The 13,831-nt window shown below is 36.7% G+C and carries 10 protein-coding genes; all 10 read right to left on the minus strand.

What is annotated here, in order from left to right; genetic code table 11:
* Positions 1-634: 634 nt before the first annotated feature.
* The 10 genes from mutL to AC1M36_RS17815 all read right to left on the minus strand — a co-directional run bounded on the left by mutL (position 635) and on the right by AC1M36_RS17815 (position 13,530).
* Complete coding sequence (mutL, locus tag AC1M36_RS17770) at positions 635-2,581, minus strand: DNA mismatch repair endonuclease MutL (protein ID WP_336453165.1); 1,947 nt, start codon at positions 2,579-2,581, stop codon at positions 635-637.
* A gap of 8 nt (positions 2,582-2,589) precedes the next feature.
* Complete coding sequence (mutS, locus tag AC1M36_RS17775) at positions 2,590-5,262, minus strand: DNA mismatch repair protein MutS (protein WP_336453166.1); 2,673 nt, start codon at positions 5,260-5,262, stop codon at positions 2,590-2,592.
* 170 nt (positions 5,263-5,432) lie between these two features.
* On the minus strand, positions 5,433-5,975 hold the full coding sequence (gene cotE / locus AC1M36_RS17780) for an outer spore coat protein CotE (RefSeq protein ID WP_174102196.1): 543 nt from the start codon (positions 5,973-5,975) through the stop codon (positions 5,433-5,435).
* A 129-nt stretch (positions 5,976-6,104) separates the two neighbouring features.
* Positions 6,105-6,536, minus strand: coding sequence for a YlbF/YmcA family competence regulator (locus AC1M36_RS17785; RefSeq protein WP_174102197.1), 432 nt, complete (start codon positions 6,534-6,536; stop codon positions 6,105-6,107).
* Between the two features lie 3 nt (positions 6,537-6,539).
* Positions 6,540-8,069, minus strand: a complete 1,530-nt coding sequence (gene miaB / locus AC1M36_RS17790) for a tRNA (N6-isopentenyl adenosine(37)-C2)-methylthiotransferase MiaB (protein ID WP_336453167.1) — start codon at positions 8,067-8,069, stop codon at positions 6,540-6,542.
* Positions 8,070-8,470: 401 nt separating this feature from the next.
* On the minus strand, positions 8,471-9,337 hold the full coding sequence (locus AC1M36_RS17795; protein ID WP_018764680.1) for a 2-oxoacid:ferredoxin oxidoreductase subunit beta: 867 nt from the start codon (positions 9,335-9,337) through the stop codon (positions 8,471-8,473).
* Positions 9,324-11,081, minus strand: a complete 1,758-nt coding sequence (locus tag AC1M36_RS17800; RefSeq protein WP_336453168.1) for a 2-oxoacid:acceptor oxidoreductase subunit alpha — start codon at positions 11,079-11,081, stop codon at positions 9,324-9,326. The genes AC1M36_RS17795 and AC1M36_RS17800 overlap by 14 nt, the downstream gene beginning before the upstream one ends.
* Positions 11,082-11,340: 259 nt before the next feature.
* Positions 11,341-12,303, minus strand: coding sequence for a dipeptidase (locus AC1M36_RS17805; RefSeq protein WP_479846110.1), 963 nt, complete (start codon positions 12,301-12,303; stop codon positions 11,341-11,343).
* A gap of 23 nt (positions 12,304-12,326) precedes the next feature.
* Positions 12,327-12,587 (minus strand): stage V sporulation protein SpoVS, encoded by a 261-nt coding sequence (gene spoVS, locus AC1M36_RS17810; protein WP_000404341.1) that lies wholly within the window; start codon positions 12,585-12,587, stop codon positions 12,327-12,329.
* A 148-nt stretch (positions 12,588-12,735) separates the two neighbouring features.
* Positions 12,736-13,530, minus strand: a complete 795-nt coding sequence (locus tag AC1M36_RS17815) for a TIGR00282 family metallophosphoesterase (protein ID WP_003199419.1) — start codon at positions 13,528-13,530, stop codon at positions 12,736-12,738.
* Between the last annotated feature and the right edge of the window lie 301 nt (positions 13,531-13,831).

A 13,831-nucleotide genomic window follows, 5' to 3' on the forward strand; every position in this document is an offset into this window, starting at 1 on the left:
GTTCCTCAGACCGAAAGTTTGCCGCTCGCTTCCTTCAGATTCCGCGTCACCGCGGACACCCTTGTGTTAACTGTTACTTCTGCCTTCACAGTTCGGGACTCACACCCTAGAGAGGTTGAACCCATTCCGGGCACACGCTGAAAAAGAAATACTCTACAAAATAGATTCTTTATAAAACTTTTTTACAAATTATCAATCTTTATTTCAAATCTACAAATCCAACCAATACTTAGGTACTCCATGCCTATTCATCTCATAAACAGGTACTTGAGTTTGAAAATGAAGACCATTTAATTTAAGATGCTCTTTTCATTTTAACTCGTAAGGTGAGTCTCCCATATTTCTACATTCTTTAAACGCCCTTCTTTCAAACCTTTCATTGAAATGACAAATAATACTCTACACGTTACCCCAAAGCATAGAACCTATAAATTATGAATAATTAACAAAAAGCATGACATAAAATTGTCATGCTTTTTTGCCTATTAAAATATTCTTTTCGCACATTATTTTTTCAGTATATTAACGTAAAAACTCATTCATTCAGTGGTATTTTTCATTCTTTATACTAACTTTAAACAGTACAAACAATTTTCTTTACCCAGTAGCAGACTTTTCCCTTTGGACAACTCTCCTACATAACCCTCTTAAACATCTTCTCCAATTCATAAGTAGAATGATGCACAAGAATCGGTCTACCATGCGGACATGTGTATGGATTTGTTGTTGTACGCAGCTCTTCGAGTAAAGCAAAGATTTGATCGTTCGTTAAATATTGATTTGCTTTAATCGATGCTTTACAGCTCATCATAATCGCTGCTTCTTCACGAAGTTTTTTAATATCAACTTTTTTTAGTTTGACGACTTGCTGCATCATTTCATCAATAATCTCTGTTTCTTTCCCTTTTGGGAACCATGTTGGATGGGAACGAACGATAAACGATTGATGGCCAAATTGTTCTAGAAATAATCCTACCTTTTTTAATTCCTCTAATTGTTCTTCGACACGCAGGAATTCAGTAAGGGATAAATCAATGCGATATGGTACGAGTAATTCTTGTACTTCTTGCGTTACTTGACCTACTTTGTCTCGGAAATATTCATAATTGATTCGCTCTTGCGCTGCATGCTGATCAATCATATATAATCCTTTATCATTTTGAGCGAAGATATAAGTTCCGTGCATTTGCCCAATTGGATAAAGCGGTGGTAAATCATTACCGTTCATTTCAATCTCTTTGATTTCTTGAATTTCTTCTTCTAGTTCCTCTAATTCAAAGTCCTCTTCACTACTATCCCATTCTTTTGCTTCTTGAACACTTGCTTCTATTATCGGTGTAGAAGATGGCTGCCAGCTTGCTTCTTCTCTTACGAATGACTGCGGTGGCTGCCATTCTTGCTTCGGCTGTTGCCAAAGCTGTGGCACTGGTTTTACTGGATTTACTTCTTCTTCTTTCTTTTCATCCATTCCAGTTGGTAAGACAATGTTAGGCATAGGTGGTTCTTTAGGCTTTGTATGCTCAAAATGGAATTGTTCTTGCACACTTTGGTCTTTTTCTTTTTTCTTCGTTGTCACGCCAGCATCTGGAATTAGCTGGATCTTTTTAAAGGCGTCTTGCAACGCCTTTTCGATTAATTGCAGTAATTCCTGTTCTTTACTGAAGCGTACTTCTAATTTAGCTGGATGAACGTTAACATCGACTAACATTGGATCCATCTCAATTGATAAGAACCCAATTGGATAACGTCCAACTGGAAGCAATGTGTGGTACCCTTGCTGCACAGCTTTCATTAGTACATAGTTTCGAACGTAACGACCATTTACAATCGTTGACATGTAATTACGAGACGCTCTCGTTACTTCTGGAAGCGTTACATATCCACGAATCGTAAAGTCTAATGATTCCACCTCAATTGGAATCAGTTTTTTTGCAACTTGAATGCTATAAATGGCTGCAAGTACTTGTCTCACATCACCATTTCCTGAAGTGTGTAACAGTTTTTTCTCATTATGAAACAGTTTCAAAGACACTTCTGGATGGGACATTGCAATGCGATACACAATATCTGTAATATTCCCAAGCTCTGTATGAATTGTTTTCATATATTTAAGGCGCGCTGGTGTGTTAAAAAACAGGTTTTGAACCGTAATATCCGTTCCTTTACGGCTCGCTGTTTTTTCCTGTTTTATAACGTCTCCGCCTTTAATAACAAGGTGTGTACCTGGTGCATCTCCTGTGCTTGTAATTAATTCCAATTCACTAACAGATGCGATACTTGGCAATGCCTCACCGCGGAAACCAAGCGTTCGAATGCGAAATAGATCATTTTCATCTTTAATTTTACTTGTTGCATGGCGTTCAAAGGCAACAATACAATCTTCTTCAGCAATCCCATCTCCATTATCGATGATGCGAATTTTCGATAATCCAGCTTCTTCTAAGTGGATTTCAATAGATGTACTATTCGCATCGATGGAATTTTCGACAAGTTCTTTTACAACTGAAGCAGGGCGTTCAACTACTTCCCCTGCTGCAATTAAATTAGAGAGTTGGTCATCGAGTTTGCGAATTTTCCCCATCTACTTACTCATCCTTTCTTTAACTTTTTCTGCAAACGATACAATTCATTTAATGCTTCTAGAGGCGTCATATCAAGTAAATCAATTTTTTTAATTTGTGTTAAGACCGCTGTTTCTTTTTGATCCAGTGCAGACTTTTCTTGTTTTTTAGGAGATTGTTCTGCCGCAAAGAAAGAAAGCTGTGATTCTTCTGCTTCTTCGTTCTTCTCTGGTATTGTCTCTTCCTCTTCTTTTACTATAGCTGGTTCTTGAACAATTTCTTCTTGGACGTTAACTTCTGCACGTTCCGGAATAATGATTTCCTCTTGTCCTTCTAACTGCGCTAATACTTCTTTTGCGCGAGCAATTAAGCTATCTGGAAGTTCAGCAAGCTGAGCAACGTGAATACCATAACTTTTATCTGCTGCACCGTCTTGAATTTTATGCAAGAAAACAACTTTTCCGTTTTCTTCAATAGCTGAAACGTGTACGTTTTTCAGCTGCCCTAAGCTCTCTTCTAGTACAGTCAATTCGTGGTAATGTGTTGAAAATAGTGTCTTCGCTCCAATTTGGTCATGGATATGCTCGATGATTGCTTGTGCGAGTGCCATACCGTCATACGTAGATGTTCCGCGGCCGATTTCATCAAATAAAATTAAACTTCTTTCTGATGCATTAGCGATTGCATTTTTTGCTTCTAGCATTTCGACCATAAACGTACTTTGACCTGAAATTAAATCATCTGCTGCACCAATTCTCGTAAAGATTTGATCAAAGACTGGTAATATAGCTTCTGTTGCAGGTACAAAGCAACCAATTTGCGACATAACAGTAACAAGTGCTAATTGACGCATATACGTACTTTTACCCGACATGTTTGGACCTGTAATTAAAAAGACATCCATGTTTTCAGGCATCACACAATCGTTTGGCACATACAATTTTCCGTTTAATACTTTTTCTACAACAGGATGGCGACCATCTTTTATAAAGATTTCACGCTTATCTGTTAAAACTGGTTTTACAAATTGTTCTTCTTCACTCACTGTAGCAAAACTTTGCAGTACATCTAGTTCACTAATTACTTTCGCTAAGTGCTGTAATTTAGGAATAAACACTTTTACTTCTTCACGAAGTGCAGTAAATAAATCATATTCTAGCTGCACAATTTTTTCTTCTGCCTCTAAAATCAATGTTTCTTTTTCTTTTAATTCATCTGTAATGAAGCGCTCCGCATTTGCAAGCGTCTGTTTACGCTCATAGCGCCCTTCTGGAAGCGAAGCAAGGTTTGCCTTTGTCACTTCAATATAGTAGCCAAAAATACGGTTGTAACCAATCTTTAACGATTTAATTCCCGTAATGTCACGTTCACGTTTTTCAAGCTCTGCAATCCATGTTTTTCCGTTCTTACTAACATAACGATATTCATCTAGCCTGTCATTATAACCATCTTTTATAATATCTCCATCTTTTACAGACAGTGGAGGGTTTTCTTGGATACTTCTCTCTAGTAACTCTGTTAAACTTTCACATGGATCAGCGCCTTGAATTAATCTTGCCGCATAAGAACTGTCTAACAGACTAATTGCCTCTAAAATGGTCGGAACTTGCAATAGAGAACGTTTTAATTGTAGTAAATCGCGCGCATTGACACTACCATATGCGACTTTTCCCGCCAAACGCTCTAGGTCATACACTTCTTTTAGTTTTTCTTTTAAATCTTCACGTAAGAAATAGTCATTCACAAATGTTTCAACCATTTCTAGACGCTCTTCAATTTTGTCTTTTTGTATAAGCGGGCGTTCCATCCACTGTTTTAGCATGCGGCCGCCCATCGCTGTTTTTGTTTTATCTAATAGCCATAGGAGCGAACCTGTTTTTTCTTTTGTTCGGAGTGTTTCTGTTAATTCTAAGTTACGCTTTGAATGCACATCAATTTTCATAAATTGATTTGTATAATAAATATCTACTGGTTGCAAATGATCTAATGAGCGTTTTTGTGTTCTTAGTACATAATTCAATAAGCGTCCTACTGCTGTAACTAATTTCGTTTGGGTTACATTTTTCACAAGATGCTCTAATCCTTCAGGCACTTTCGTTTCATCTTCATAAGAGATTGTCATCTTTAATGTTTCTGTCAACTTGTTTAGCTCATCTTTAGAAAATGTAGAATCGACAACAATTTCTTTTGAACCTGTTGCATAAACTTCTAACAGTACATCTTCTACAGAACCTGTTAACAATGTAACTGTATTTTGCCCTGTTGTTAAATCATTACAGGCTAATGCGTAAGAGCCATCTTCAAAATGAGTTAACGCAGCTAAGAAGTTATTTTCTTTTTCATCAATTGTACGCCCTTCCATCATCGTTCCTGGCGTAATTAATTGCACCACTTCACGACGTACAACACCTTTTGCTGTTTTCGGATCTTCTACTTGTTCACAGATTGCAACTTTATATCCTTTTTCAACGAGCTGTTCAATGTAATTTTTCGCAGCATGGTACGGAACACCACACATCGGTATTCGATCACTGCTTCCCCCATCTCGGCTTGTTAGCGTAATTTCAAGTTCATGAGCTGCCTTAACTGCATCTTCAAAAAACATTTCATAAAAATCACCTAAACGAAAAAATAAAAAGGCATCTTGATAGTCTGCCTTGACCTTTAAATATTGTTGTATCATAGGGGTATACTGAGCCATTTGTTTCCTCCATACTTCATAAAAATGTGCTATATATTTAAATGCCGCACTTTACGGACACTCTTATCTCCTCTTTTAGGAGTCTCCCTTCATTATAGCACATTTTTATCAGGAAACATGTTCATTCACCTTATGTAAAAAGCTAGGAAGAATTTCTCCCTAGCTTTCTATTACTCTTCCTCTGCTTCTACAATAAAGTTTGGATCTAACTCTTCAAATTCATCATCATCTACTTCAAAATCTTCCTCATTTTCTGGGCATCCATCTGGATTTACATTTACACAAATTTTTGTTTCACCAACAACTTCTGTTACAAATTCACGCTCTACAGTTACAACAATTTTATTACCATTTGGTGAAACAATTGCTTCTAAACAGTTTGGATGTTGAATAACGCGGGCAATAATTTCTAAATCTTCACCTGAAAAATTTTTGTCACGATATCCAACATTCACTTCATCTGTGTAACTAACACGTTCTGTTACAACTTCTGTTTTTGTGTTTTCATCAAATGAGTACCACGTATTCACATCGTAGTATCCTTCAATTTCTACAGACTTCCCATTCTTTCTTGCTTCATATGTGTGATTAATTACCCAACATCCGAGAATACTTGTCGGCTCATGATTTGATTCACATGTATGCGTTGATTTTGTATACTTACGTCCTTTGCCCACTACTGCTTTTGTAATAATCTCTCTAAATTCGGACATTCGGAACCCTCCTCAATCAATATTCACTTAATCATATGCGTGACAATAGCGGAATGTGTCATTCTTTTTTTGACAAAAGACTATAAAGCAGAATATAAATAAAAAAGAGGTGTCTATAAGACACCTCTCTTAACAACCACAATTTCCTTTTTTACTCTCTATTTCAGCACCTGTTTCACCTTTTAACACATTGCCACCAGTTGAAATTAAAATTTCATCCGTTACGTTATTAGAAATAGTACTTGCTACTAGCTGCAGTAAATCATTTACATATGTTTGTGAAGATTTAAATTCCTGTACAACCGGAATGCTGTCCAGTTTATCTTGCAAAGCATCTATTTCCGCTTCTACTTTTTTCAACGCTTCCCATTTTCCATAATGCTGTAAGTTTACAGCTTGTTTTTGCAGTGCTTTAATTTCATCAATTGCACGTTTCACATTTTCATTTTTATGAATTTGTGCTTCCGCACGTTTAAAGAAATCCACTTCTTCTGTTTCAGAAATCATTTTCGCTAACTCTTTCGCTTGCTCAACAATTTCATCTTTTGTATAAATCTTCATCTATTATTTCACCTCGATCGGCTCCTCAACCAATTCCCCGTTTAGAGACCAAGTTTTTGCTTCCGTTACTTTTACTTTTACAAGCTGACCGATTGCAGATTTTGGAGCTACGAAGTTTACAAGCTTATTAGTACGTGTATAGCCTGCAAGCACATCAGGATTATTCTTACTCTCTCCATCAACTAGTACTTCAACAATTTGACCTTCATATCGTTTATTCTTTTCTATCGAATATTCATTCACTAATGCATTTAAGCGTTGCAAACGCTCTTTTTTTACTTCCATCGGTACATTATCCTTCATTTTTGCAGCAGGTGTACCTTCACGCGGAGAATAAATAAATGTAAATGCACTATCAAACCCTACTTCACGATATAACGACATCGTTTCTTCAAATTGCTCGTCTGTTTCATTAGGGAAACCAACGATAATATCAGTTGTTAATACTGCATTCGGAATCGTTTCTTTAATTTTACGTACAAGTTCTAAATAATGTTCTCTTGAATATTTACGTGCCATAATTTTTAGCATATCTGTACTTCCCGATTGTACCGGTAAGTGGATGTGTTCAACTAAATTTCCGCCTTTTCCAAGCACTTCAATTAAGTGATCATCGAAATCACGTGGGTGACTTGTTGTAAAGCGAACACGTGCTATATCAATCTTACGAAGTTCATCCATTAAATCGCCAAGGCCATATTCTAAATCTTCAAAGTCTTTACCATATGCGTTTACGTTTTGACCCAGCAGCGTAATTTCTTTATATCCATTTGCCGCTAAATGACGAATTTCATTAATAATATCTTCTGGGCGACGACTACGTTCTTTCCCACGTGTATATGGTACGATGCAATATGTACAAAATTTGTCGCATCCATACATAATATTTACCCATGCTTTGATATCGCCACGACGTACTTTCGGAAGGTTTTCAATTACATCTCCTTCTTTAGACCATACTTCAACAACCGTCGCTTTTGAAAACATCGCATCTTTTAAAATGTACGGCAAACGATGAATATTATGTGTACCAAATACCATATCTACATGCTGGTTTTTTTGCATAATTTTGTTTACAACAGATTCTTCCTGAGACATACAACCACACACACCGATTAAAAGATCAGGGTTTCTTTGTTTTAATGGTTTTAAATGACCAAGTTCCCCAAATACTTTATTCTCAGCGTTTTCACGAATGGCACAAGTATTTAATAGAATCACGTCTGCATCTTCTGTCGAAAATGTTGGTTCATATCCAAGCGCTGTAAAAATACCAGCCATTACTTCTGTATCATGCTCATTCATTTGACATCCGTAAGTACGGATATAAAACTTCCTTCCGGCACCAAAGTTACGAAACTCTTCTGGTAAACCAAAATCACGCTCGATTTTCACTTCTTCTTTCCCGCGTTTTTTCGCATCCTTCAAGGAAGGTGGCTGATATACACTTTCAAAGTATTTACTGTAATCTTTTTCTCCTTTTTTTATAGAAGAATTCGCTTGTTGACTTGCTAATCGTTGTTGCTCGTTCATGGGTAATCTCCTTTCAACCTTAACTATACACACTTTGTAGTCCATTTTAATGACAATGAGACCCATCTTAAAGATTAGAATAGTTTGAGAGATAGCTTGCCCCTTGAAAATTCAAGCAATCGATCTAACCATCCATAAGAATAGAGTCTTCCCGACACGAATAGACATTCCCTTTTTATTGTTTTAACCTTGTCCTTTTAAAAAGCATATTGCTTTATTCCTATACACACTACCATAGTATAAAGTGTTTAGCCAAATTTAACAACAAAGAGACCGTATCATACCCACGTACTACAGCGCACAAACCAATTTTTCTAACAAGACGATACATCTATTATTTTAACATTCTGAATTTTATAGGTAAATAAAAAAGCTGCTGTTAAGCAGCTTTTTTATTATGATTACATAAATTCAGCAACGAGTTCATCAAACATTTTTTGATCCATTTGTAAATCAGCTTGCACTAAAGGTTTTTCGCTATATCCCTTTACAAGCTCTTGGTAAGAAGGCTGCTCTGTGTTTTGATAAATTAAGCCCGTTACTAAACCTTTGTTTTCCATTAACGTTTGCATAGCAATCATACGATTAGATGGATCGTATCCTTCTACTGTGCTTAGTTTTGTTAAATTTTCTTTAAACCAATCATACGTATTCACTTTATTATAAGTGACACATGGGCTAAATACGTTAATTAAAGAGAACCCTTTATGCTGAATACCAGCTTCGATAAGCTGTGTTAATTCTTTTAGATCACTAGAGAAGCTTTGTGCCACAAAAGTCGCACCAGCTGTTAATGCCATTTCCATTACAGATAATGCTGGTTCAATTGAACCTTGCGGTGTACTTTTCGTTTTAAATCCAGCTTCACTACGTGGTGAAGTTTGACCTTTTGTTAAACCGTAAATTTGGTTATCCATAACGATGTACGTAATGTCAATGTTACGACGAATGGAATGAATGGTATGTCCCATACCGATTGCAAAACCATCTCCGTCACCACCAGATGCAATAACTGTTAAATCACGGTTTGCCATTTTTACACCTTGTGCAATTGGAAGTGCACGTCCATGAATACTATGAACGCCATATGAATTAATATAACCTGAAATACGACCTGAGCACCCGATACCTGAAATAACAGCTAACTCATCTGGATTTAAACCAACGTTCGCAGCTGCACGTTGAATTGCTGCTTGCACTGAGAAGTCACCGCAACCTGGACACCAGTTTGGTTTTACGCTGTTACGAAAGTCCTTAAATGTTGCCATTTAATACAACCCCTTTTTTGCATTCGTTGTAAATTTCTTTTGGTAAAAATGGATTTCCGTCGTATTTTAACAGACTAGAAATTTTCTCTCCATTACCAAGATTCATCTTCATAATGTTAGCAAGCTGACCAGTTGCATTATTTTCCACAACAACAACGCGCTTTGCACCCTTCACAAGGGGAAGGATTTCATGTGTTGGGAACGGATGAATTAACCGAACGTGAGCATGATTTACTTTCAATCCTTCTTGCTCTAAACGCTCCATCGCTTCTTCAATTGCACCGCGAGTAGAGTTAAAACCTACTAATAATACATCAGCGTCATCATGCTTGGCATTTTTGTATACAGGGGTATTAAACTTCAAATTCTCCATTTTACGGAAACGTTTGTCCATTTGCGATTTACGATTCAATGCTGATTCAGATGGTTTACCAGTTTCATCATGTTCTACGCCTGTAACATGGTGAACACCATTCTTCATACCAGGTAACACGCGTGGTGAAATACCATCTTCTGTCACTTCATAACGTTTAAAATACGCTTTATTTTCACGCTCTGGTAACTCTGCTTGTAAATCAAGCTTACCGCGGCGAATCTCTACTCTGTCTAACTGCAACGGTTCTACTGTTTGCTTTCCTAAAGAAAGCTGTAAGTCTGTTAAGAAAATAACAGGAACTTGATATTCTTCCGCTAAGTTAAATGCTTCGACAATGTCATAAAACGCTTCTTCAACAGTACTTGGTGCCATTACGATTTTTGGAATTTCACCATGTGTACCGTAAATCATTGCCATTAAATCTGATTGCTCTTGCTTTGTTGGTAAACCAGTACTTGGACCACCACGTTGTGTATCTACGATAACAAGAGGTGTTTCTGTAATCCCAGCTAAGCCGATTGCTTCCATCATTAAAGATAGACCCGGTCCTGCTGACGCAGTAAGCGTACGTACACCAGCATAGTTCGCACCAATCGCCATTGTACAAGCAGCGATTTCATCCTCTGTTTGGATAACTGTTCCGCCTACTTTGGGAAGTTTTTTAATTAAATATTCCATAATTTCAGATGCAGGTGTAATTGGGTATGCTGACATAAAGCGTGCACCACCAGCTACTGCTCCAAATGCAATTGCATCGTTACCAATCATAAACATACGTTTTTGGCCATCAGCTTTTTCAAGCTGCATCATGTTTACTTTCTCACCAAGCAATTCTTTCATATATTGAGAGCCACGTTTAATTGCTTCCATATTCTTCGCAACAACTTGCTCTCCTTTGCGGCCGAAAATTTCATCAACAACTTCTAAGTATACAGTTTCATCTAATCCTAATACTGCACTAGATGCTCCGACAGCAACCATATTTTTCATTAATGATGTACCTAGCTCAGAAGCAATATCTGTAAACGGTATTGCATATAGATTTACATCTGCGCTTTCCGGTATAGTTGGATTAAATTTTGCATCTGCAACGACAATTCCACCTGGTCGTAGCTCATGGAAGTTAAAATCAATTGTTTCTTGATCAAAAGCAATTAAAATATCTAAATCATCTGATATCGCGCGTACTTCAGTTGTACTTACGCGAATTTTATTATTGGTATGACCACCCTTAATTCGTGATGAAAAGTGGCGGTAACCGTATAGATAATATCCTAAGCGGTTTAATGCAATACAGAAGATTTCACCTGTACTTTCAATTCCTTCACCTTGTTGTCCTCCAACTTTCCATGAAAGTTGACTAATCATCTCCTACACCCCTTTTGGCTGCATTCATTGTAGTGTATTTTTTTACAGTAATAGTGTAGCATTTTTTATGCAAAGAAACTACAATGGACGCAAATTATACCTCTTCAGATTTCCCTGAATGTTTTGCGTAATCTTAATTCGTCTACAATTCTAGCCTTACCATGAAGAAAATGCAATAATTTGGCTTGATTTTTTATTCAAATTTTTTAACTTTTCAAAATTTTGTTTTTAAATTAAAAATACATTATAAAATAGGTACCTAGAAAGAAATATGATTAATGAAATTATCATATAAAAAGCTTTGAACATGCGTTTCACTGTATCGCTTACTCAGTTCATTGATTACATATTCATATCGCCGATATGCTTCCACACCGACAACCGTTTCTGTGATACCATCAAAATCCGAACCAAATCCTATATTATGCTCTCCTCCAAGTGCACAAATGCGTTCCACATGCCGTAATATGTCATCCATATAAGCAGGCCTATGATTAGTTAAAAACTCTGGAACAAATGTTACACCAATTACACCATCTTTTTGAATAAGTGCTTGTACTTGTTCATCTTTCAGATTACGCGGGTGTTGACAAAGCCCATAGCAATTTGAATGTGATGCAATTGGATATTGAGCAATTTCCATCACATCCCAAAAACCTTTTTCATTTAAGTGAGAGACATCTGTCCATAAACGAAACGCATTCAATTCTTCTACAACTTTCTTACCAAACGTAGTAAGTCCCGCTCCTCTTGTTTCCAGCGCTCCATCAGCTAATAAATTCGCATGATTCCACGTAAGTCCCATAGATCGAACTCCTAAACGATAGAGCGTGCGTAATTTAATCATTTCTTTTCCAATCGCTTCGCCACCTTCTAATGTTAAAATAGCACCAATTTCACTTGCTTCTAACTGCTCTATATCTTTTTTTGTCTGAATCAATCTCATGCTCGGCAACGATAAAATCTGGTTATAAAATATATCTATCATAGATAACGCAGCTTCAAAACGCCGCTCATATGAAACGCTTTCAGGTACGTATATCGCAAAGCATTGTATGCTTCCTTTTCTTTTTTCCAATTGTTCAAACGTAATATGTAGAGACGGATCGTTTTGAAAATTCTTCTTTCCTTTTGCATTCCACAATTGCCATAGTACATCACAGTGTGCATCAAACACTTTCACTTTTATTCCCCCTTCCCCATAAAAACAACCTGTTTGCATGGAAGCAAACAGGTTGTTCAAACTTAACGAGGTTCTACAATTAATTTTATTGCTGTACGTTCTTCACCATCAATCATAATGTCTGTAAAAGCTGGGATACAAATCAAATCCAAACCACTAGGCGCTACAAACCCTCTTGCAATTGCTACTGCCTTCACGGCTTGATTTAATGCACCTGCGCCAATAGCTTGGATTTCTGCTGTTCCGCGTTCGCGAATAACTCCAGCAAGTGCACCGGCTACAGAGTTAGGGACCGAAGTTGCTTTAACTTTTAATATTTCCATTCCTCGTTTCCTCCTCGTTTCTTTAAAAAGTATTAGCGATTATTTCACTTTAACTTATATTCACGAGGAAAGACATGTATTCCTGCTAAATTTCTGTAATTTTTCTAAAAAATTAAAATATAATGTTTTTTCTAACTTTTAAAAGGTATTATTCGAAAAATGGCTGATCATCATTAATTAAAATACGTTCAATCTTCTTCGCTTTTCCTGTATTTGGATCCACATCAATTAATACTGCACTTAACTGTGTTCTTCCGTTTGTTACTTCAAAACGTACAGGTAAATTCGTTAAAAACTTCTTCAGTACAGCTTCACGATCCATACCTAAAATCCCATCGTATGGACCAGTCATTCCAACATCTGTAATGTAAGCTGTTCCACTTGGTAAAATACGATTATCTGCTGTTGGAACATGTGTATGTGTCCCTACTACTGCTGTAGCACGTCCGTCTACGTACCAACCAAGTGCTTGTTTTTCACTTGTTGTCTCAGCATGAAAATCAATAAAGATAATATTCGTGCGCTTTTTTGCAATATTAATTAATTCATCCACTTTTCGGAATGGACAATCAATTGGGGGAAGGAACGTACGCCCTTGTAAGTTAATTACCGCTACTTCTGTACCGTTACAATTTACAAAAATAAGTCCTTTTCCTGGTGTCCCCTCTGGGAAGTTAGCTGGTCTTGCAAGATATTTTGCATCATCAATAAATTCAAATACTTCACGATTATCCCAAGCATGATTCCCAAGCGTAACTGCTTGTGCACCACACTCTAAAAAGTTTCGGTAAATTTTCTCTGTAATACCGCGACCACCCGCAGCATTTTCTCCATTAATAATTGTTACTGTAGGTGTATATTTTTTCTTTAACGCTGGTACGTATTGTTGAATCATACCTCTTCCAGGGGATCCTACTACATCTCCAACAAATAATATTCTCATATTTATTACCCTTTCTATGTACTATATAAATACAAATGAAAAAACAACATAAAATCCTTCTTTTTAGATGGGAGAGCGCATCCAACTATGCATAGAAGCGGTCAGATCCTTTTCTTGCCTCATGCCAAGTGAAAACAAAAAGAAAAAACGAGTACAGATTACCTTTTGTTATCCATAGCCGTGGCTTATACGTCGAAAAATCAAAATGGATTTATATACTTATTTTATTACTACCTTACAAGTTGTTTACTTATAAGAAAAACAAACTGCTCATTTAAACTTTTCTTCTATTCTAGCCAAT

The sequence above is a fragment of the Bacillus sp. Medicinal_06 genome, assembly GCF_056711665.1.

Coding starts and splice junctions, on each gene's coding strand:
- mutL (WP_336453165.1), bottom strand. CDS start 2,581: ATGGGGAAAATTCGCAAACTCGATGACCAACTCTCTAATTTAATTGCA.
- mutS (WP_336453166.1), bottom strand. CDS start 5,262: ATGGCTCAGTATACCCCTATGATACAACAATATTTAAAGGTCAAGGCA.
- cotE (WP_174102196.1), bottom strand. CDS start 5,975: ATGTCCGAATTTAGAGAGATTATTACAAAAGCAGTAGTGGGCAAAGGA.
- AC1M36_RS17785 (WP_174102197.1), bottom strand. CDS start 6,536: ATGAAGATTTATACAAAAGATGAAATTGTTGAGCAAGCGAAAGAGTTA.
- miaB (WP_336453167.1), bottom strand. CDS start 8,069: ATGAACGAGCAACAACGATTAGCAAGTCAACAAGCGAATTCTTCTATA.
- AC1M36_RS17795 (WP_018764680.1), bottom strand. CDS start 9,337: ATGGCAACATTTAAGGACTTTCGTAACAGCGTAAAACCAAACTGGTGT.
- AC1M36_RS17800 (WP_336453168.1), bottom strand. CDS start 11,081: ATGATTAGTCAACTTTCATGGAAAGTTGGAGGACAACAAGGTGAAGGA.
- AC1M36_RS17805 (WP_479846110.1), bottom strand. CDS start 12,303: ATGCAAACAGGTTGTTTTTATGGGGAAGGGGGAATAAAAGTGAAAGTG.
- spoVS (WP_000404341.1), bottom strand. CDS start 12,587: ATGGAAATATTAAAAGTTAAAGCAACTTCGGTCCCTAACTCTGTAGCC.
- AC1M36_RS17815 (WP_003199419.1), bottom strand. CDS start 13,530: ATGAGAATATTATTTGTTGGAGATGTAGTAGGATCCCCTGGAAGAGGT.